The organism is Methanopyrus kandleri AV19, from assembly GCF_000007185.1.
Taxonomy (GTDB): Archaea; JAADCQ01; Methanopyri; order Methanopyrales; family Methanopyraceae; genus Methanopyrus; species Methanopyrus kandleri.
The window spans coordinates 700,309-720,781 of the sequence record NC_003551.1 but is presented as its reverse complement, the minus strand read 5'-3'; the positions used below and the strand labels follow the sequence as shown (position 1 = coordinate 720,781).

The following is a 20,473-nucleotide window of genomic DNA, read 5'->3' as shown; positions in this document are numbered from 1 at the left end:
GTTTACCCCGAACCGTTCGAATGTTATGATCTTCATAACAATTGAGCATTTTGGTGGGCCGGCCGGGATTTGAACCCGGGACCACGGGATTAAAAGTCCCGCGCTCTAGCCAGACTGAGCTGCCGGCCCGACCCGAACCGAACTACCCTCGAGGATCTATATAGAAATTTCGGGTCTGGGTCGGGCCCGGTACTGCGCCTCTCCGTAGCGGGGAGAACGTAATTAAGGGGCTAATGAGTCGGCGGCGTCCGGGGCCAGACTTCGCAAAAGATGACTCCCGTCTGGGTCCCCCGGGGGAGAAGGCCGTCGCCTGTCGATGATCCCGGGGCCGGAGGACGGGGGACACCCCCTCACTGATTATCTCGGGGAGAATGGACCGTGGAGGAGAAGGAACTTCGAGATCTCGTCCGCAGGTACGCTCTGGAGAACGCGGCCCGATACGGTGGGAGGGCGAATCCCAACGCGGTGATGAAGAAGATCATGAAGGAACACGAAGAGCTACGTCCTAGGGCGAAAGAAGTCCTGAAGACCGTCAGAGAGGTGGTCCGCGAAGTTAACAAGATGTCCGGAGAGGAAATCAGACGCGAGCTGGAAGAACTCGGAGGACCGCGCGAAGACGTAGCCCGGGACAAAGAAGGGCTCAAACCCCTTCCCGGAGCTGAACCGGGGAACGTTCGCCTTCGGTTCGCACCGAACCCTTCGGGTCCCCTCCACATAGGTCACGCCCGTGCCGCAGTACTTAACGACGAATACGCTAGAAGGTACGACGGCACCTTAGTCCTCCGCATTGAAGACACCGACCCGCGTCGCGTGGACCCTGAGGCCTACGACATGATCGAAGAGGATCTGGAGTGGCTCGGAGTCAACATCGACGAACGGTACGTGCAGTCTAACAGGATAGAACTGTATTACATGGTTTGCGAGGAGCTGCTGGAGCGGGAAGGGGCGTACGTTTGTACCTGTGATCCAGACGAGTTCCGGAGACTCCGCGACGTGGGGCGAGCCTGCCCGTGCCGCTCTCGGGATAAGGAGGAGAACCTCGAGCTCTGGGAGGAGATGTTGGACGGTACTTTCTCAGAAGGAGAAGCCGTCGTACGTGTCAAGACCGAAGTTGATCACCCGGATCCCGCGGTGAGGGAGTGGATAGCGTTCAGGATCGTCGAAGAAGAGCACCCGATGACGGGTTCTCGGTACCTTGTGTGGCCGACGATGAACTTCGCCGTCGCTGTGGACGACCATCTCATGAACATCACGCACGTACTTCGTGGGAAGGATCATGAGTCCAACACACGGCGTCAGAAGTACGTGTTCGAGCATCTGGGGTGGGACACTCCGGAATACGTTCACTACGGGATTCTGAAGGTTGAAGGTGCCGTGCTAAGCACTTCCGAGATCCGCCGTGGAATCGATTCAGGAGAGTACACAGGGTGGGACGACGTCCGAGTGGCTACCTTACGCGCCCTCCGACGCCGGGGTATTAAGCCGGAAGCAATACGTGAGACTATCCTCGAGATCGGCCTGACCGACGTGGACGCGACGTTCAGCTGGGAGCATCTTTACGCTCGGAACCGTAAGATGATCGACCCTGAGTCTCACCGGTACTTCTTCGTCCGTGATCCTGTCGAATTACGGATCGAAGGGATGAAGGAGTCGGTCCTGGCCCGACTGCCTCTACACCCCGATCGGGATGAGGGAGAGAGGGTCTTAATTCTACATCCTGAGAACGGCGTGGCCCGAGCACTGTTGGACGGTGAAGACGCAGAAGACCTGTGGGAGGGCGACGTAGTTCGGCTGATGAACGCCGTCAACGTCGAGATCGAGGAAGTCGGAGACGGATGGTTGCGAGGCAGGTATCACAGCGACGACTACCGAATCGCGAAAGAGGAAGGTGCTCAAATCGTCCACTGGGTACCGCCCGACCAGGCAGTACGGTGCGAGGTCGTCCGCCCGGACGGTAGCGTTGAGAGTGGATACGCCGAAATTAACGTCGAGCGCGAACAGGCCGGCAGCACCGTCCAGTTCGAACGGCTGTACTTCGTGCGACTCGAAGAGGTCTCCAGCGGTGGGGTAAGGGCTGTGTACGCGCATGACTAGCCCTCCCTCCAGCATAGCACTTTCCGGCGGTAAGGACAGTGTAGCCACGCTGATAGACGCCGCCGATAGGTGGAATGTTAAGGTAGCCGTAACAGTAGTCCACGAGTTCACCGATAAGACATGTTTAGAGAACGCCCGGAAAGCCGCGGAACACGTCGGCGTGGATCACGAGGTGGTCAAGCTACGACTTCGAGAATGGTTCGCGCGGGCTCTGAAGGAAGGACGCCCGATATGTACGAAGTGTGGTAGAAGCGTCCTAACCGCCGCGTGCCTTCGCGCCCGTGAACTAGGATGCGCAACAGTCCTCACCGGTCACGAGCTCCGCGGGAAGTTCGGGAGACGCACTACCCACCCCTACCCTCCAGGAGTCACCGTGGTCCGGTACCCGGCACTCCGTCGGTGGACGTGGGAAGACATCCGCGATATCGTGAGCAGTCTGGGCTGGTTCAATCCCGAGTACACGTGTCCGATCCGTCCGTACGGCGTGCACAGGTTCATAGAGGAGGTCGGGTACAACCCTCTGACAGGTCGCGCATGTACCATCATGCTGGAAGGTGTGGCAACACCTCAAGAGGCCCTAGCGTACCTCCGGGAGACGGAGACCCCAGAGGAGGATCCGGAACGCGTGCTGGATATCTTGGGGTTGGAAGAGAAAGCAGCGTTCCCAAACGGTATCCCGGACGGACCGAGAGATGAGGATGAAATCATCCGAGACCTCACGTACCGGCTGCTCATGTACGCACGTCAAGCCCTGAGGTCGCTGGTACGCGGAACCCTCAACAGGGTCGAGCGGAGGGAGAGGTTCACGCAACTGTACTTCGTAATGTCGGAGTACGGAAAGATCGACGACCGGGTGGAACACCTCGATATCGAAGCGTTCGTACGGTTAGCGACCGGTGACAGGGAGGAAGCCGAACGCCTTCTTCGCGACGTTAAAAAGCTCATGAGGTCGATACTGGCCGAGTACGGCCGAACGATACCGGGAGCGCGGCCGTGATCCCCGACAGGTTCAACTCACCGCGTCCCCAGCCCCTCGGCGGGGTGCGCGGTTGGCCGAACTTCCCTGGTCGACCGTTCTCGTGATCGGGGTCTGTGGGCCCGTATGCAATCTAGCGGCCCGGGTCCTCGCGGAGCGCGGATACGATGTGATCGCGTCGGATCTCCGGGATGAGTGCGAGTTCGCCGAGACGCTTCTCGAATACAGTAACGTGGAGCTCGTATTGGGAGGCCACCCACCCGAGATCTTCGAACGAGCCGAAGTTGTGGTACCTCCTCCGAGCCTATCACGCGATGCTAAGCCGTACCGACTGGCCGAGGATCACGGCTGCGAAATCGTGGAAGTGAAGGAGCTCCTCGACATGTTACCGCCCACACGACCGGTGATCGGAGTCGGTGGGACCAACGGGAAGACCACGACTGTGGCGATGATCAGGCACGTGTGCGAGCAACTCGGGCTCGAGGCCCCGCACCACGGTTTGCCGGGCATGCAAGGGAACGTCGGATTACTCCCCCCACTTCAGGCGCGTCTCCCAGGGGACGTCAGCGTCTTAGAGATAGCAACTTTCGGGAAGAGAGGGGAGATCCTGGAAGCCGCGGAGTTATCCCAGGTGGAGTGCGTCTGCGTTACCAACATCACCCCGGACCATCTGAACGAGGCGGGCGATTTCCTGACGTACGCCAGATGTGAGGCCGAACTGTTGGAGCCGGACACCATCGAGCTAGCCGTGCTGAACGCTCAAGACCCGTTGGTAGTTGGTGCCCCCGAGGTGGTGGATTTCAACGGCGATATCGTGTACTACGGGTTGGACGTGGAACCGTTCGATACCTCGGAAAAAGAGTGCTGGTGCGGCGGACACGTTGAAGTCCATGAGATCCTCCCTTGGGTCGGTCCCTTCAAGTGCCGGGAGTGTGGCCTGCGATCTCCCGAGCCGGACTACCTAGCTACGGACGTTGACTTGTCCGGGTTCCGACTGATCTGTCCCGATGGGGAGTACGAGGTTCGACTACCCGTGATGGGGCTCCACAACGCTTACAACGCCCTCGCGGCGATAGCCGTCTGCTCCGAGTTCTTGGGACTTGATGTGGAGGACGTGGTAGAGGCGCTACAGTCCTTCGAAGGAGTCGAGGGCAGGTTAGAAGTACTCTGGGACGACGGCGAGCGAGTCGTGATCTTAGACTACGGCCATAATCCCGCCGGCGTGGACGCGACGTTGAGATGCGTGAAGGAGGCTTACCGGGAGCGGCGCGTCTGCGCGGTAATCGCCGTAGCTTCGGAGCTGGGACCGGAAGGAGACGAAGAGATACTCAGAAGAGCTGCGGATCTCGCCGACCTAGTGGTGGTGGCATCGTACGCGGCGTACGAAGTCATGGACCGCGTCGACGCCGACAACGTGATCGCAGCGGAGAGCGCCACCAAGCCGTTCGAGAAGAAGGGTACACTGGGTGCCTCTCGGGAGCAGGTGTTGGACGGTCTCAAGGAGGCGCTCCGCTCGGACTGCGAAGTGGTAGTGTTGTTCGGAGAGGCTCCGCTGAAGTACCGGGAAGAGATCTCTGAAGAAGTCGAGCGAGTGCTGGGGGACGAAAGGTGAAGGTACTCTTCGTCGGCGCGAGGCTACTCCGGGACGTGGCGGAGTACGCCGGCTCCACGGGAGTGTACCGTATACTCACCGAGTCGAACCCGAGGAGCAGGGACTGGGAGCTGGCGGATGAGGTGCACTTCGTACCGCGCGGTATGGAACATCCCACGAGAATCGCCCGCGAGCGGCACGTAGACGGTGTAGTACCACTCATCGGTGTAGACGATCCGCTACCGGCAGTGGGGGAGATGAAAGAAGAGCTGGAAGCCGAAGGTATCCGGGTTGTGGCGTCTGATCGCGAGAGCGTTGAAATCGGGATCGATAAAGTGAGAACGAAACGCGCCTTCGAAGAACTGAACGTACCGACGCCTGAATGGGAAGTCGTCGAGAACGAAAGGCCATCGATCAGTCCACCGGTAGTCGTGAAGGATCCACGGTCACAGGCGGGGCTCGGAGTCACGGTCCACGAGACGCACAAGCCGAGAGTATCGGGACGTAAGCTGGTAGAGGAGTTCATCGAAGGTGCGGAAGTTTCGATCGAAGTTCTATCCTGGGACGGTGAGGTGGTGCCGCTGGTTCCGGTGTTCAAAGGATCCACGGCGGACCGTCGTCATCCGATCGATCGTATGCGGATGAGCCCGGCCCCGATCGACCCGTCCGTGGAGCGCAAGATAAGAAGGTGCGCGGTAAGAGTCGTGGAACATCTGGGACTGGAGGGCAACGTGGACTTCGACGTGGTAGTCCGGGAGAACGAGTTCTGGTTCCTCGAGTTCAACCCGAGACCCAGCGGCACCAGGTACATGACGTCCGGATGCACGGGAATATGGCCGCTCCGTGAGCTGGTCGATATGGCGGCCGATCGATGGAGGCCACCGAAGATAAGGAAATTATGGTGCGCCATCGAGTGTCCCGTTTGGCGCCCTACGGACAAGGATCCCCTGCGTGAGATGTTCGACGGCGGAGTGTACCACGTGTTCTACGAGTACTATGGACGCTTCGACGTAGGTGGTCGTGTCACCGTGAGGGGGGACTCTTTTAAAGAAGCCCTCACGAGGCTCCGCTCAGCGCTCAAGGCTGCAGGAGCGGACGTGAAGCGGGCCGAACGTGAGTATCGACGGAGGCTGAGGGAAATCGAGGAGTACTTATGACCGTGGGGAGCGGACGATGATCATCGAGACGTTTACACTCTCCACAGTAACCTCGGCCGTAACGGTTGGATTACTCCGCAAGTACATGCGGGAAGCTAACGTGGTAGACCGCCCGATCGTAACGGAACACGCGCATAAGTCCGGCATGCCCATCATGGGAGGTCTGGGGATCTTACTGGGAACGGCGTCCGGCCCCCTCCTAGCTTCCATCCAGGCGCTCCCTCCTATAGCTTCAGCGCTCCCCATGATGGTGCTAGGAATAGTGGACGACCTGCTCGGATTGCAGGTGGAAGAGTTCCAGAAGGTCGTACGGAACGTCTCGAATCGACCGATCGAGCTGGGAAGACTCATACTACAACCGGGCGAGGAGGCACGTGTAGCCACGGAGAAAGCGAAACGTGATCTGAAGAGGATACTCGAAGAGGACCCGGATGCCATCGAGATCGTCGGTGAGGTGCCTATCAAGAAAGAATTGAGTGAACGTGAGAAACTCGCACTACAGACTGGCGCCGCCCTCTTCGTTCTTCCTATCGTCCCCGCCACATGGCTCTGGATACCCAAGGTCGGCGTTTGGAACCTCTCGTACCTTTTCTATCCGGTCGCGGTGTTCGGAATTGTCGGCGCTACCAACGCCGTGAACCTCATCGACGGGATGGACGGTCTGGCCGCCGGGCTGCTGTTCCTGGCCTCACTGGCTTGCTCCGGCGTATGCCTGGGACAGGGCCAGCTTCCGGGTGCTGCCTTCTTCGCATCACTTGCCGGAGCGTCCCTGGGTTTCCTGTTCCATAACAGATACCCGGCTAAGATCTTCATGGGAGACACGGGGAGTTGCTTCTTAGGGGCGGCTTACGCGGCAGGAGCACTATATTACAAGATCGAGATACCTGCTATGATCGCCTTAGGAGTCCCAGTACTGTCCACGCTCATCAGCTTGCTTCACCGAGCCGGCGTGATCCGGTTGGCTGTGGAACCTCTCCACCACCATATCCAGTACAAGTACGACCTACCCGAACCCGTGGTTGTGGCGCTCCATTGGACCGCCGGAGCGGTGTTCGCCGCCGTGGCACTCTGGATCTCCGTGGGGTGAGGGGCGCTGCTGAAGCTCACGGTGAGGGAGCTGGCTGAGAATGTGGAAGGGGAAATACGCTCAGGCGACCCGGATAGTATGATCGCCGGATGGTTCTCCACGTTAGGAAGGGCGAAAGAAGGAGATGTAGTGATCCGATGGTGGTTGGACGATAAAGGTGCCGAGATCGCGTCGGAGAGAGGCGTGGCATGTCTGGTGACTGAACACCCGCGCGGCAAGCTGATCGAGAGATGCGACGAGCTCGGAATCCCCTTGATCCTGACGGAGGTGGATCGGGCGAACGAGTACGCTCTGCGCGTAGCCCGTGAGAAGTGCGCCCCTGACGCTACCGCGATCTGCGTGACGGGAACTAACGGTAAGTCGACTACGAATCACTTGCTTCACCACATCCTCGATACCGCCGGCTTCGATGCTTACTGCAACACGGATTTCCGTTCCGAGAAGAACACCCTCATAGACCCCGTGGTCGCGATGGAGTTGCGCGAGGAACGGCCGGAAGATTACCTGTGCGTGGAGGTATCTGAGGTACAAGGCTTACCTACGGGTCGAATAATGGAGGACCACGCCTACCGGATGGCGAAGGCCCTCAAATGCGAGCTGGCGGTCGTGACGAACGTCGGGGTGGACCACACGAACCTGGTTTCCTCTCTGGAAGAGATGGTTGACGCTGTATACGGTGTCGTGCGGGCCCTACGAAAGGGAGGTATCGCGGTGCTCAACCGTGACGATCGGTACGTACGGCGGATGACCAGGGAAGGTGTGGAGACGGTATGGTACGGATGGGACGAAGGATACTCCCACATTGAGGAACGCGACGGGGAGGAGTGGATAGTACTGGACGAAGAACCCCTAATACCCGTCCGGGAGTTCCCCCTACCGGTGGACCACTTCCTGTACAACGCGTTGGCCGCCGTAGCCGCCGCGGGAGCTCTAGGAATAGATCGGGAGGATATCGCCGAAGGCTTGAGGACGTACCAACCCTTGAAGCGGAGGTTCGAACGCCTGTGCGACGACCCGCTGATTTACGACGATTTCTGCCACAATCCCGACGGAGTACTCGCCACTGTTCGCGCCCTGCGACGGTTGGGTCGCTCCAAGGTGATTGTTGTGTTCGCGATCCGCGGGTCGCGTGGCGTCGACATTAACCGTCAAATCGCTCGGGCGCTGGCTGAAGGCGCGAAGGATCTACAGGACGAGGGAATCCACGTCCACGTGATCGCGACCTCATCAGAGGGCCTCGTGGACGATGCTAACGTAGTGCGGCCTGAGGAGCGGAGGGCGTTCCTGGAGGAACTGGAGCGCTCCGGCATCGACTACGAGCACTACGATCGGTTAGAAGACGCTTTGGAGCGCGCACTGGACTTGGCGGACGACGACACCGTGATTCTACTGGGAGGAGCCCAAGGAATGGAACCTGCTCGAGAGGTCCTGCGCGATATGGGGGCGATCTAGCGGTGGAAGAGGAAAGGAAGAGGAAGTGGATCAAACCGTGGCCCGTTTCCCGGCGTAACCTGGCGATCATGCTGATGGGTGCTCTACTCCTCAGCATCGGAAGAATCGCGGAGTACACAGCGTGGGCGGCACGTCCGGTACCCAAGCAAGAGGGACTCAGGATCATAGGTATCGACGTAGTCGGCTGCGATTTCCTGCCGGAAGAGGTCATACGTAGCAACGTGATGGCGTCGGGCCTGCGTCCCGGTTCGGTTATCAAGGGCGGAACCCTCATCACCCCGGAAGGCAAGAAAATCCCGCTGCACGAGGCGATCAGGAGGGCGAGGATATACGCGATGAGGAGCGTGATCCCGGGAACGAAGATCAAACCCATTCGATCCGTCCAGATCACGATCAAACGATCAGGGGTCGTCGTGGTCCGGGTGATCGAAGACTACGGACTGCCGAGGTAGGGGGGACCCCGCGATCCGTGTGCTGATCCCGCTGATCGCGCTCCTGGCACTGGTCTCCGGGGCGTCCGCTACCTTCAACATGATCGTGATCACGGACCCCAGCGGCAAGGATCCCAACGGTGCAGCCGCAGCCTCGATGTCCTTCGCTCCTAACATGTTCCAGTCGACGTTCCTAGTGTCCAAGAAGCTACACGTAGCCGTCCTAGCGGGAGGTCTGAGCAAGGGTACGGCACGCCTGGAGGCTATCCTGGCGTGTATACGGGCGTTAGAGCTGGGTGAGGACATAGAAAGTGCCGTGAGGGCCGGTATCAGCCGGTCACCCACGGACCGACTTCTGGTCGGAGGCCCCGGGAAGGGCGTTGCGGTGGGCGGAAGCTACGATATCGCCGTGGTGATCGTGAAAGGGAACAAGATCATCATCAAGCAGTACCACAGCAGCGGAGGCCCTAACATCGTCCGTATACCCAAGAACGTCAAGTGCGCCGTAATCCACCTGCGTAACACGCCGGGCAACCCTATGTACGGCACCGCTACGAAGGTCCGAATAGAGGCCGCCATCATGGCCGGCAGGATGATCAGGGACGGTCTACCCGCGACGGAGATAGTGACGAGGATCATGGGTTACGTGGCCAAGAAGTCCGGAGAGAAGTACGGAGGTGGTGTAGTCAACATCACCGCCGGTCTGTCGACGGGTGACACTTTCGTCCCGCCCAAGCTCAACGCGCGCGGCATCCCGATGGACACAGCCTACCGTAAAGTCTGCCCCAAATGTGGATGGAGCGTCGCCTACCCGGCGGCCTCCAAGTACTCGCGGTGTCCCGTCTGTGGGTCCTCCCTCCGAACGGAGTACGCCTGGCAGGTTGCCCGAGACATGATCACGGTAAGGAAGGACCAGCCGATCGTCCGGGTCTACGGGATCAAGAGCGTGTACGATAAAGTGTCGATAGTCGAGACCGTCCAGACGCTGGTCCAAGCCGGGAAGAAGCAGCCGGAGGACATCGCCCGCGCGATCGACTCCGACATAGACAACAACACACTGTTGGGGTACGACTACATACTACCGGGTGATGTCAAAGTGGAACCCGAGGCCAACCTGATCACTATCTACATGCGTCCGCTACCGGAGGGGTACAAAAAGCCGCCGTTGAAGACCCCGATCTCCCCTGAGACACTACACTCCCTCGGTCTAATCAGCTCCGCCGTAGGAGTTGCGCTGATCGTGCTCGGAGGAATCAGAGAGCTCGTAAATCGGAGGCTGCGGGCGTGGTAACTTGTACGTGGTCCCCTATAACACGGGTGAAGCCCTCCTGGACTTCTTCGTGATCACCCACCTGACGATACCGTTCGCCCTGAGCTATTCCTCGGTAACGGTACAGAGGGTCCTCTCACTGTCCCTCTTCACACTGGGAGTGCTGGCCCTTCTATTCACCGTGGACGCTTTCTCGCTGTTCCTCCCCGTATCACGCCACGAGTTTACGCACCCGTTCGGCCCACTGGCACTCGCCGCTTGGGCGACCTCGAGGTACCTCCTGCAACTGCTCGAAACCCGTGGTATCACGGCGGCCCGACGTACTCGGCCATACTTCAATCTCCTATGGGTGTACGTGGGAATGGTCGGAGGAATTATGCATCGTGACTTCCTACTCTCCTGGTTCCTATGCTGGGCGCTTACGGAGCATTTCATAGCGAAGTACTTGAAAGTGGAGTCGAGATTCCGCGCTTTTGCCGCCCGAGCAGCTAAGATGAGCAAAAGGTCGATCGTGATGGCCACGCTGATGGCCATAGGTTTCCTCGGTCTCCTGGAACTGCTCGCTTACGTCCTGAATAAGCCCGTGTTCAGCCCGACACTCCGTATCAAGCGATTCGCGGAATACACCGTACCGGGACTCGAGTTCGTGGCGAAGAACACGCACATCATCGGTCACTCCACGAAGGCGCTTCCCGCCGGATACGAGTGGCGGGGCTTCGGTGACGGGTTCGTCACACTGCCTGTCGGATATCTCATGATGTTCCGGCTCGACGTACCTACACTACATGGAGCACTCGTCGTTAAAAAGGACCTTCTCGATTACATGCTGCCTGGCTTGTTCACCTGGGCCTTCGACTTCGGGTACATCGGGGCGGTATTACTGTCCATATGGGTCGCGGCCACACTATACGTGGGATCGAGGTGCCTCTCGGAGTACATAAAACTACGAAGGCGTAGGATGACGGCGAGATTCCTGGCGAGAGAGGCCATGCTCTTCGGTTGTCTGATCGCGTTCTCAGTCCAATCACTGATAGGAGTATTCCTGTTCTCTAGGGCGATGAACTCCTTCGCCTTGGCTACGTTCACGTTGCTCTCGGCGCTAATATGGGCGCATCTCGTAAGGGGTAAGTAAATGGTCAGAGCGGAGTTACTTCAACGACACCTAAGGGTACATCCTCCAGCGCTTGACCGATCTCGTACTTAGCGATGCGAATGGCGTGTTCCTCGCTTTCCGCGTTGAACACTCGCATCGATAGAATCAGTCGGACGAGGGCTGTACCTGCTACTATCCACACACCTTCGATTTCATTACCACATTCAGGACACTCGTAAAACCCGACATCGATATCCACGTAATCGAGGCCGTGTCGGTTCAAGCGCTTACCCGCCTCGGCAATGGCGATGTTGATAGCGTCGTCCTCGTCGTCGACGTTGTACACGATCCACGCGGCCTCGAGCACGACGTGATAGTCACCGCCAGTCTCCTCACCCAAAGGCTAGACCCCACGCACATCTCGGATGTGTGGGAGGACGCGGCGGATGTATTCGCGCTCCGCTTCACGGAGTCGGGAGGCGGGCAGTATTAGAGCTTGCGGAGGTTCACCGGGCTCCCAGTCGGAGAGTTCTTCGAGGGTTCCCCAAGCCACCAACTCGTCCTCGAACCCCAGCCTCACTACGGCGATCGCGAGATCCGAGGGGTCGAGTACTCCGCGACCTTCTTCCCTCTCAATTTCCAATAGGTAGCGGGCGGCGTCAGCGACAGAGACGAACTCCCCGTCTTCAGCAACTTCCAGCAGGAAGAGGGTGTGTAAACCGGCCTGCCGGTTCGATTCGAGCACATCGTAGGGATACACGGAGCGCACGTTCAACGGAATCGTGGCGGTACGTCCGAACCGGTACATTTCCAGCCCCGACTTGGATGGTGCCGCGGTGAACACCGATACGCCGTTGATTATCTCGACGTCCCACCCACGGTCGGCGGCCTCGACCACCAGCGCCACGTGAGTGGTCGCTGCCATCGGGTCGCCCGGGGAGAGCAGGGCGACGCGATCGTACCCCTCACACAGGTCGAAGAAGCGCTCCTCCAGGTCCCGCCGCGAGCACATACGTACTTCAGGATCACCTCCGAACCCGTTGAGCAACCGTTTCAGGTCGCCCTCGCTTACGTCGTACACGCTGGTGTAGGTGTCGACCAGCACCAACTCCACGCTAGCTAGCACTTCAAGGGCCCGCAGCGTGAGATCTCGAACGTCGGAGAGACCCCCTCCGACCAGGTACAGCTCACCCATCCGATAACACCTCCCTAGCCTGAGACACCGCCTCACGGACGACGTCCTCAGGCGAGCCCCGCATCTTGAGTACGTGGCCGCAAGAGCCGTCTTCTTCGAACAGTCCCAGCACCAACCTCACGTGATCACCGTCGCGAGCTCGCACGTGGACTCCTACAGGCTCCGAGCAACCCACTCCGAGCTCCCTCACGACGGCCTTCTCCGTCTCGACTTCCACCCGACTCTTCTCGTCGTCCACGACTTCCAGAAGGCGTTTAACGCGATCGTCGTCCTTGCGGCAGGTGATCATCAGGGCCCCTTGGCCCGCCGGCGGCACGAACTCTTCCGGGTCGTACACCTCGGAAACCTCGGATGTCATCCCGAGCCGGTCCAACCCGACTTTGGCGAGAACGGCGGCGTCGTACTCCCTCCGCCTCACCTTGGAGACCCTGGTGTCTACGTTCCCGCGCATCGGCTCCACCTTCAAGTCAGGTCTTTCTAGGAGGATCTGCGCGCGCCGTCTAGGACTGCTGGTCCCCACGGTAGCTCCCCGCGGAAGTTCTTTGAGTCCGCCGTGTCGCGACACCAGACATTCTCGGGGGTCCCTCCGGGGAGGCACAGCCGCCACATCCACGGGATAATCTACGACGGAAGGAACGTCTTTGGCGCTGTGAACGGCGATATCGGCCTTACCTTCGAGTACCAGCCTGTCAACCTCTTTCACGAACACACCCTTCTCACCCAGCTTGTGGAGGGGTCGATCCCGAACGACGTCCCCACGTGACTTCGTCTTCACGATCTCAACCTCGACGTCACGCGGGGATTCCCGCTCCAGCAGCTCGATTACCTCCCGGGTCTGGATAATCGCCAGACGGCTGGATCGAGTGGCGACTCGGATCGTCTCCGACACGGTAATGGTGTCCCCCTTCACTCGACCTCGAACTCCAGCACGCTGGGGCCCAGGTCGTCCCCCATGAGGTGAGAGAGCTCGTGGTGAAGGTTGGCGGCGGGAATGCCTTCAAGTCGGAGCGTTCCCGGGTCGAGCTCCCGAACACGGATGCGTCTACGCCCCGGATCGACGCGGATGATGGCGCCACCATCATGTCGTACTTCAAGCCGCCGTGGACGCTTCGCGACGCGCCGAACTCTCTCGCGACCACACTTCTCGAGTCTAGTTAACGTACCCTCGGCGCGCTCGATCTCGGGGTTGAGAAGCAGGTAGAGATCTTCACGCACTACACCGTTCGACAATTTCCGAATAGGAACGGCCACCGACGATACATCACCGTCGCGGTACGACCACGCTCCCCCGTGCTGAAGTGCCAGGACGGCAGGGGTCACCGCGCGCTTCTCTCCGACGGTCCTCAGGAGTCTTTTGTGAAGCTTTAAGGTACCGACTACGCGACGTGGATCGACTTCGTCCCCCTCCGGTTCCTCCTCACGGGACGGGTCGACCGTGACCCCCGCCCGGCGTAGCGTCTTACGCCCAACGATCATCGGGTACCGCATATCCCGGCGATCCGCCAGCGTGGCCTCCGAGGGTAGACATCTTCCGGCCAGCTCCAAAGTGACGTGAACCACGGGCCGACGCTCGGAGCGTAACCGCGAAGCGGAAGCGGAGCGGACCTTCTTCACCCCGATGACGGGGCCGGCGCCTATTTCCGACGCCAGCTTCAGGTCGATCGAGTCGTTCTCGGCACCGGTATCCACACGGGCTGCTACACGCTTCGACCCCGTCAACCCCGACACCGTCACGACTGTCGTTACACCGACGGTCTCCAACGTCGTCCCCCCGGCCCGATTACCTCGTCCACCTCGCCGTGGACGGGCCCGTACACCCGAATACCCAGTGTAAGCGCCACGTTCTGGACGCTGTAATCGGAGCTGACTAGGACTACGTCCTGCTCTTCCATCAACTCGATGGCGAGCGCGAGAACCTTCAGGTCCGTCTTCGACAACCGAGGTAGGTCACCCGTGACCTTAGCGCGCCTGCGCGCGCGGCGAACCGCCCAGTCTTCGGGTTCCTTGACCCTTACCGACGCAACCTCATACCTCACGCGGGAAAGATCATCCTTAAGCTCCTCGATAACCTCCGGAACCGTGTAAGCGGGACCGTCCAGGAGCTCCGGAGGCACACCCTTGATTAATGCTGATGTATCGAGGACGTAGGTGGTCAACTGAGTCCCCCCGAGCACCCCAGGGGAGGGGAAAGCTTGGACCCCGATCTCCCGACGAACGTTCTGGAAGAGATACTCAAGAAGTCGGCCCGATCCGCCGACGGAGTCCTCGGCGTCAGGATGAGTGCCAAGAAGGAGTACTATCGGGTGATCGAGTCCCTCAGCCTAGCACTGGCGGAGTTGTCGGTTCTCGCGGCCCGTCACGCGGGCAGGAAGACCGTAAAGGCGGAAGACGTCGAGCTAGCGGCAGCTACTCTCGATGTGATCTCTTCCATTCGCGACCCTCGCGGTAGAGGTGGATCCAGAGGGTGAAACACACGCACGCTAGGAGCCTAGGCAGTGGTCCCACTAGAAACGCCCGGAAGATCGCCTCACCGATTTCCTTGATCGTGTCGCGTAGCGACATCAATCCCACCTCAGGAACTTTTCCTTCAACCGCTCGAAGTACGTCGACCCGAACCGTATAAACCGCGCCACGTTCGGGGATCGCGTAACGGACACCGTGCCGTCGAGATTCATGTACTCCTGCCCGTCGACGACGACCTCGGCACGCTCAGGGTCGTCCACGTCGATCTCCACGCGTCGGTCCATGGAAACCACCATAGGCCGTGCCTCCAGCTTGAACGGGTTCAGAGGAGTAATAATGGAACACTCCACCTGTGGCTCCACGATTGGACCTCCGGCTGAGAGGGAGTAGGCGGTGGAACCCGTCGGGGTCGCCACTAGTACACCGTCCGCCCACGTGGTCTCCAACTCGAACCCGTCGATGGACAGCCGGTACCTGATCATTTTAGCAGGTCGACTCGTGATCACGGTGACCTCGTTGAGAGCGTCTCCTTCGTCGGATCCCCCTATCTTTATCCTGAGCTTTCGGTGTTCTTCTAGGTTGAAATCTCCCCGAGCGAGCCGAGATACGGCTTCCTTCAGGCCACTCTCACTCACCTCGGTTAGGAATCCGAACTTTCCTAGGTTCACACCCAAGATCGGCACCTCATACTCTGACGTAATCCTCGAGACGCGGAGTATGGTCCCATCACCGCCGATCGTGATGATCATATCGACCTCTTTGCCCATGTCTTTCAAGTTAACCCGGGGGTATTCGCCGATCCCCAGCGAATCGTCCACTAGGACTTCGAACCCTTCCCGGTCGCAAAGACGACACACTCTCTCCGCGACCCGCACTGCTCTACCCAGGTCCGTTCTGCCGGTCACACCGACGACCTGCGGTCGGAACATCCGAACACCCTCCGAAACTTACGCCGCAGTTCCGTCAAAACGTCCACGTCGAGCTCGTTCGCTAGGTTCATGACGAGAGCGAACACGTCCGCGAGCTCCTCCCCGTACCCCTCTTCCTTACCCACGGCGTGAGCCAGTTCGCAGCATTCCTCACCTAACTTACCGCACAGAGCGTGTTCCGAGAGTCCTTCGGGATGCTTACCGAACAGACGCTGCGCCACACGGATACCCACGTCCTCCTTCAGGGCCTCGAAGAGCTCCCGAGCCTCATCTTCGCTCCGGGCCGTTGCCAGTTCGAAGCGGAAGTCCGGTCGCAGTGGTATCTCAGAAGGATCCAGCTCCCGACCGTTCCGCGCGAATATGAAGGCTAGCTCACCTCGCGCAGCTCCGAATGCCCCCGCTACGTCCGTAGGGCGCAGACTGCCCCGAACGTCTACGAACCCGTCCAGAGCTCCCTTCCCCACTAAAGCCAGTTCCAAGGCCACTGACCCCAAGCAACGGAGCTTGAAACGACCCCGGGAGAACTCAACCGGCATCCGGTCCGATCCGTAGTAGTACGCCGAAACCAGCGGGCGTTCCACCACCGGCTTCTCTTCGACGTCACCGGGACCGAAGGTCAGCAGTTCCGAAACCACCAAACCCTCTTCCACGTCATCCAGAGTCTCGGCCTCCGGATCGGCGATACCGACTGAAACGCAGTAGAACGGAAGACCGCGACTGGCATTGTGTGAGCCGTCGAGCGGGTCTAAGACCAGCGTTACCTCGGGGGCCTCACCCACACGCATCTCACCGGATTCCTCGCTGATTACCCTCGCGTCCACGCCCTCCTCTTCTAACCCGCGGAGGAACTCCCGCTCCGCTACCTCGTCCACCCGCATCGTCGGAGTTCCGTCCGCACCCCTACCGACTTCGACCCAACCACGACGTACCTTGGATACCTCCGGTAAAACCCGCTCCTTGACGATCTTCTCGACGGTCTCTCTCACTCGAGATCACCCCCAGAAGACCACCGCCGCTACCGCCGCCGCCCATTCCGCGTCCTCGGGCTCGGTAGAAGCCGTGACCGTGCGCACTTCCACGAGCTTCTCACCGCGGAGTCTAGCCATCTCCTCGACGTCCCTTTTAGCGAGCCTCCGAACCGTTTCTACGCTATCGGTGGCGGCCCGTTCCGAAACGATCCCGAGACCGGACTCCAGCCTTCCTACGCAGATGCAGCTCGACACCAGGCCGCGTCCCACGGCCTTCGCTACTACGGCCGGCACTATGGACCCGGGTGGGAACTCCGGAAGGTCGTCCTCCTCAGCGTTCGGGGGAAGTATGCTGGACAGCTCCACGAGGTTGCAGTCACCTATCCCCGCATCGATCAGCGCGGCGTCGAAGGCCGCTAGGGACGTATCTGCCTCGCCGGTTCCGGATACTAGGGCGTACTTCTTAGGTACTCCCAGCAATCCTATCCCCCTCGCGAAGCTTATTAGGAGGGATCTCGCTCGCGCCGTGACACTCCGGGAAGGGGGTTCTGGACGTGGCCGTGAAGAAAGTCGAGGTGCGGCAGCTTAAGAAGGGCAAGTACATCATGATCGACGACGAGCCGTGTAAGATTGTGGAGTACACCACGTCCTCACCGGGTAAGCACGGTTCGGCGAAGGCGCGGATCGTAGCGGTAGGGCTGTTCGACGGTAAGAAGCGCACGCTTACTAAACCGGTGGACGCGAAGGTGGATGTACCGGTGATCGAGCGGAAGACAGCCCAGGTAGTCTCCGATATGGGTGATACGGTGCAGCTGATGGATATGGAAACCTACGAGACATTCGAAGTTCAGAAGCCGGAGGACGAGGAACTCGCCTCGCAGCTTGAACCGGGAACCATGGTGGAGTACATGGAGGCAGCGGGCAAGCGTAAAATTGTGGGAATCAAGGAGGAAGAGTGAACCCCGCTTCCCACTCTCGTTTTCATCCGACGACGTGAAATCCCCGGATGTAGCCGTAGTCGGACTTCCCAGGGAGCGTGTGCTCCCAGAGTACCCGACCGGACAAGCCGAGGCTCCGAACGCCGTGAGGTCGGCGGCTTCCACCCTGGACTTTTACGACCCGGAGGTCGGTGACCCGCTGGAAATCCTGACCCTGGTAGATGAGGGGAACCTCAGGACGTTCGAGCCTGAAAGCGAGCCCGAGATATTCGTGGTGCTCGGCGGCGATCACTCTATCACGCCCGAAATCGTTCAAGAACTCACCCCACGGCGTTTGCTCTGGCTGGACGCGCACCCGGACCTCCGTAGATCCGAACGTCACGACGGGGCCCTACGGGGCTGCCTGGAGATCGTCGACGAGGTGTTCTTGGTAGGCGTCAGGTGTTGGTCCCGGGAAGAGTACGACGTGTTCCGCGAGCACGAGCACGTGGTCTCCGTCGATCACGGAGATATAACCGAGGTAATCGACGACGTGGACTACGTGTCGCTAGACCTCGACGTCCTGGATCCGTCCGTAGTCCCGGGTGTAACCACTCCAGAACCGGGGGGACTCCCGTACCGCCTCTGCGCCGACATCTTGAGATGGGCCGGTCGGAAGCGTGCTCACCTAGATGTAGTCGAGCTCTGTCCCACGGTCGAAAGCCACGTGTCGCCGGTGACGGCCGCCCGCTTGGTGGGCGAATACCTCAAGGGAGTGGCTGAAAGGTGAAGCGTGAAACGTTCAGGTATCGAGGCGACATGGACCTCGACGGGTTCCTGCGAGAGATGGAACGCGTCGGCGCGTTAGGCGCCGGAAGATTGGGTAGAGCGGCACGGATCTTGGAGAAGATGTGGTCTTCGGACGACGTCACGGTCCTCCTCACCGTAGCCGGCCCTGCGGTAGCGGGTGGACTCGGCGAGCTCTTCGAGCGGCTCATCCGTGAAGGCCTCGTCGACGCCGTGATCACGTCCGGCGCTAACGTAGTTCACGACGCCCTGGACGCCCTCGGCGGTATCCACGTGTGCTTGGGAGAGCGCAACGTCGATGGGTACGGTCGGGTTCATGATACGCACATACCGACGGAAGCGTTCGAGAAGTTCGAGCACTTCATGCGGGAAGTCCTCTCCGATCTCTCGGGGCGCGTATCCTGCCGAGAGCTGCTGTGGGAAATGGGGAAGAGGCTCGAGAGCGGCTTCCTCAGGGCCGCAGCCGACGAAGGAGTGCCGATATACTCGCCGGGAATACTGGACTCGATGGTCGGCCTGCACGTGTGGATACACTCACAGGATCACGACTTTCACCTGGACCTTGTGGACGATATGCACCATCTCGCGGACCTCGTTTTCGAAGCCGAGGAGTTAGGAGCCATCATCTTAGGCGGGAGCGTGCCGAAGCACTTCGCGATGGGGGCCGCGATGCTTCGAGGTGGTCTGGACTACGCCGTTCAGATCACGATGGATAGGCCCGAAACGGGAAGCCTCAGTGGTGCGCCTCTGGAGGAAGGTAAATCGTGGGAGAAGGTGCGAGAAGACGCCGAGGTGGCCACCATCGTGGGGGACTACCTGATAATCTTCCCACTGCTCGCATCCGGCGTCATGCAGCGGCTGGGGATCGTATGATTGGGGCCTGAGCTGGCGGCGGTGTCCGGGTTCGCGCTGAAGATCGCGGACGACTTGGTAGATGAGTTGAGCCGGCCGCAGTGGGCGTTACCGTGCGGGCTCGTGGCGGCGGCCGCGGCCCTAGCTTCCGTGGCCACCGGGGTAAGGCCGGACTTATACCTGGGACTGATCCTCGGCAACGCCGTCGCCGGTAAGATCGACGAGATTCCCCACCTCGCGGCCGCCGCTATCGTAGCGCTCGGCGTCCTGATCACGCGCCCCGAGGTAACCCCGCTCACCTTGCTGGTCATCACGGTCTTAGCGACCCTCGACGAGATCATTCACCCCGTCGAACCCACGGGATTACGACCCGTACTCAAGATCGGAGCCGTGGTGGGCTGGGCATTTGGGGTCCTGGACGGTATCACGGCACTCGCCGTCATAACCTTCGACCTCGGGTACCACGCTGCGGAACTGTTGACGGGGGCGATCAGGTGCTCGAACCCGATACGCGCCTGATCGTTGCGCTGGACGTGTCACCGGATCGCGCGGTGGAGATCGCGGAAACACTTGACGGATACGTCGACGGGTTCAAAGTAGGGTACGAAGTGGTGCTGGCCGAAGGGGCGGCGGGGATAGAGCGGGTCGCCGAAGTGCTAGAAGAATCGTTCCTGCTCGTGGATTTGAAAACGGCGGACATTCCGGAGATATCGCGGTCGATCGTCGAGCGTGTGAGCGAGGCCGGCGCCAACGCCGCCATAGTTCACGGGTTCGTAGGTCCGGACGTCGTCGAGGAATGCGCTGAGGTGCTACCGGTGTTCGTGGTAGCTACGATGAGTCACCCGGGGGCGCGGGAGTTCTACGATCGAGCTTGCCGGGACATCGTTAAAGCATGCGACGACATCGACGGTGTTGTCGGGTACGTGGCCCCGGCGACGAGACCCGAGAGAGTCCGGGAGGTCCGGAAGATCACCGACAAGCTCATCGCCAGCCCCGGTGTAGGAGCTCAGGGAGCGGCGCCCGGTGACGCGGTGCGAGCTGGTGCGGATTTCGAGATAGTCGGTCGGGCGATCACGGAAGCGCACGACCCCGTGGAAGCGGCGAAGGATTTGACTCGGGCGATGAGGACTTCCAGGCCGGCCGAACGGTGACGAGTCCCATGAGCGCCGAGCCCCACTCATGACCGTTATG

At 60.2% G+C, this 20,473-nt stretch carries 23 protein-coding genes and 1 tRNA gene; 15 read left to right on the top strand and 9 right to left on the bottom strand.

Going from position 1 to position 20,473, the window contains the following annotated elements; all coding sequences use genetic code 11:
• Positions 1-51 precede the first annotated feature (51 nt).
• Positions 52-129: transfer RNA gene (locus tag MK_RS04030), tRNA-Lys, on the bottom strand.
• A gap of 249 nt (positions 130-378) precedes the next feature.
• On the opposite strand from MK_RS04030, the gene MK_RS04025 reads away from it, so the two are divergent.
• From MK_RS04025 to MK_RS03985, 9 genes are read left to right on the top strand one after another with little or no spacing between them, the layout of a single operon-like run.
• Positions 379-2,094 carry a glutamate--tRNA ligase gene (locus MK_RS04025; protein ID WP_011019126.1) on the top strand — a complete coding sequence of 572 codons (1,716 nt, stop codon included), beginning with the start codon at positions 379-381 and terminating at the stop codon, positions 2,092-2,094.
• Positions 2,087-3,091, top strand: coding sequence for a 7-cyano-7-deazaguanine synthase (locus MK_RS04020; RefSeq protein WP_011019125.1), 1,005 nt, complete (start codon positions 2,087-2,089; stop codon positions 3,089-3,091). Before MK_RS04025 ends, MK_RS04020 begins: the two co-directional genes overlap by 8 nt.
• Before the next feature lie 52 nt (positions 3,092-3,143).
• A complete protein-coding gene (locus tag MK_RS04015; protein WP_011019124.1) occupies positions 3,144-4,682 on the top strand; it encodes a Mur ligase family protein in 1,539 nt (512 codons plus the stop codon).
• A complete protein-coding gene (locus MK_RS04010) occupies positions 4,679-5,818 on the top strand; it encodes an ATP-grasp domain-containing protein (protein ID WP_011019123.1) in 1,140 nt (379 codons plus the stop codon). The genes MK_RS04015 and MK_RS04010 overlap by 4 nt, the downstream gene beginning before the upstream one ends.
• 16 nt (positions 5,819-5,834) lie before the next feature.
• Positions 5,835-6,905, top strand: a complete 1,071-nt coding sequence (locus MK_RS04005; RefSeq protein ID WP_011019122.1) for a phospho-N-acetylmuramoyl-pentapeptide-transferase — start codon at positions 5,835-5,837, stop codon at positions 6,903-6,905.
• Positions 6,906-6,926: 21 nt separating this feature from the next.
• Positions 6,927-8,357, top strand: a complete 1,431-nt coding sequence (locus MK_RS04000) for a Mur ligase family protein (protein WP_148679594.1) — start codon at positions 6,927-6,929, stop codon at positions 8,355-8,357.
• 2 nt (positions 8,358-8,359) lie between these two features.
• Positions 8,360-8,809 carry a hypothetical protein gene (locus MK_RS03995; RefSeq protein ID WP_011019120.1) on the top strand — a complete coding sequence of 150 codons (450 nt, stop codon included), beginning with the start codon at positions 8,360-8,362 and terminating at the stop codon, positions 8,807-8,809.
• 19 nt (positions 8,810-8,828) lie between these two features.
• Positions 8,829-10,079 carry a hypothetical protein gene (locus MK_RS03990; RefSeq protein ID WP_148679593.1) on the top strand — a complete coding sequence of 417 codons (1,251 nt, stop codon included), beginning with the start codon at positions 8,829-8,831 and terminating at the stop codon, positions 10,077-10,079.
• Position 10,080: 1 nt separating this feature from the next.
• A complete protein-coding gene (locus tag MK_RS03985; RefSeq protein ID WP_011019118.1) occupies positions 10,081-11,190 on the top strand; it encodes a hypothetical protein in 1,110 nt (369 codons plus the stop codon).
• A 4-nt stretch (positions 11,191-11,194) separates the two neighbouring features.
• On the opposite strand, the gene MK_RS03980 is transcribed toward MK_RS03985, so the two are convergent.
• Genes MK_RS03980 through MK_RS03960 form a run of 5 tightly spaced genes read right to left on the bottom strand, consistent with a single transcriptional unit; the run spans position 11,195 to position 14,502 of the window.
• Positions 11,195-11,551, bottom strand: a complete 357-nt coding sequence (locus MK_RS03980; protein WP_011019117.1) for a DUF555 domain-containing protein — start codon at positions 11,549-11,551, stop codon at positions 11,195-11,197.
• A gap of 3 nt (positions 11,552-11,554) precedes the next feature.
• The gene (dph5, locus tag MK_RS03975; protein WP_011019116.1) at positions 11,555-12,346 is read right to left on the bottom strand and encodes a diphthine synthase; all 792 of its coding nucleotides are present in this window, start codon (positions 12,344-12,346) and stop codon (positions 11,555-11,557) included.
• Positions 12,339-13,235: a hydroxymethylbilane synthase gene (gene hemC, locus MK_RS03970; RefSeq protein ID WP_158295922.1), complete on the bottom strand. Its 897-nt coding sequence runs from the start codon at positions 13,233-13,235 to the stop codon at positions 12,339-12,341. The genes dph5 and hemC overlap by 8 nt, the downstream gene beginning before the upstream one ends.
• 17 nt (positions 13,236-13,252) lie before the next feature.
• Positions 13,253-14,107, bottom strand: coding sequence for a RimK/LysX family protein (locus tag MK_RS03965; RefSeq protein WP_011019114.1), 855 nt, complete (start codon positions 14,105-14,107; stop codon positions 13,253-13,255).
• Positions 14,089-14,502 carry an NOB1 family endonuclease gene (locus MK_RS03960; RefSeq protein ID WP_158295921.1) on the bottom strand — a complete coding sequence of 138 codons (414 nt, stop codon included), beginning with the start codon at positions 14,500-14,502 and terminating at the stop codon, positions 14,089-14,091. The genes MK_RS03965 and MK_RS03960 overlap by 19 nt, the downstream gene beginning before the upstream one ends.
• 36 nt (positions 14,503-14,538) lie before the next feature.
• Between MK_RS03960 and MK_RS03955 the strand changes: the two genes are divergently transcribed.
• Positions 14,539-14,814: a histone family protein gene (locus MK_RS03955; protein ID WP_011019112.1), complete on the top strand. Its 276-nt coding sequence runs from the start codon at positions 14,539-14,541 to the stop codon at positions 14,812-14,814.
• Positions 14,815-14,907: 93 nt separating this feature from the next.
• Here MK_RS03955 and MK_RS03950 read toward each other — a convergent pair whose 3' ends face one another.
• The 3 genes from MK_RS03950 to MK_RS03940 are packed head-to-tail and all read right to left on the bottom strand — an operon-like array spanning position 14,908 to position 17,186.
• Complete coding sequence (locus MK_RS03950; RefSeq protein WP_011019111.1) at positions 14,908-15,738, bottom strand: NAD(+)/NADH kinase; 831 nt, start codon at positions 15,736-15,738, stop codon at positions 14,908-14,910.
• Complete coding sequence (locus tag MK_RS03945) at positions 15,711-16,724, bottom strand: inositol monophosphatase family protein (protein WP_011019110.1); 1,014 nt, start codon at positions 16,722-16,724, stop codon at positions 15,711-15,713. The genes MK_RS03950 and MK_RS03945 overlap by 28 nt, the downstream gene beginning before the upstream one ends.
• Positions 16,725-16,730: 6 nt before the next feature.
• On the bottom strand, positions 16,731-17,186 hold the full coding sequence (locus MK_RS03940; RefSeq protein WP_158295920.1) for a pyruvoyl-dependent arginine decarboxylase: 456 nt from the start codon (positions 17,184-17,186) through the stop codon (positions 16,731-16,733).
• Positions 17,187-17,260: 74 nt separating this feature from the next.
• Between MK_RS03940 and MK_RS03935 the strand changes: the two genes are divergently transcribed.
• The 5 genes from MK_RS03935 to pyrF are packed head-to-tail and all read left to right on the top strand — an operon-like array spanning position 17,261 to position 20,433.
• Complete coding sequence (locus tag MK_RS03935) at positions 17,261-17,665, top strand: translation initiation factor IF-5A (protein WP_148679590.1); 405 nt, start codon at positions 17,261-17,263, stop codon at positions 17,663-17,665.
• Positions 17,640-18,413, top strand: coding sequence for an arginase family protein (locus MK_RS03930; protein ID WP_011019107.1), 774 nt, complete (start codon positions 17,640-17,642; stop codon positions 18,411-18,413). The genes MK_RS03935 and MK_RS03930 overlap by 26 nt, the downstream gene beginning before the upstream one ends.
• Positions 18,410-19,303 (top strand): deoxyhypusine synthase family protein, encoded by an 894-nt coding sequence (locus tag MK_RS03925; RefSeq protein ID WP_011019106.1) that lies wholly within the window; start codon positions 18,410-18,412, stop codon positions 19,301-19,303. The genes MK_RS03930 and MK_RS03925 overlap by 4 nt, the downstream gene beginning before the upstream one ends.
• Positions 19,304-19,801: a hypothetical protein gene (locus MK_RS03920; RefSeq protein ID WP_011019105.1), complete on the top strand. Its 498-nt coding sequence runs from the start codon at positions 19,304-19,306 to the stop codon at positions 19,799-19,801.
• Entirely contained in the window at positions 19,777-20,433 is a 657-nt protein-coding gene (pyrF, locus tag MK_RS03915) for an orotidine-5'-phosphate decarboxylase (protein ID WP_011019104.1), read from the top strand. The genes MK_RS03920 and pyrF overlap by 25 nt, the downstream gene beginning before the upstream one ends.
• The last annotated feature ends 40 nt before the right edge of the window (positions 20,434-20,473 follow it).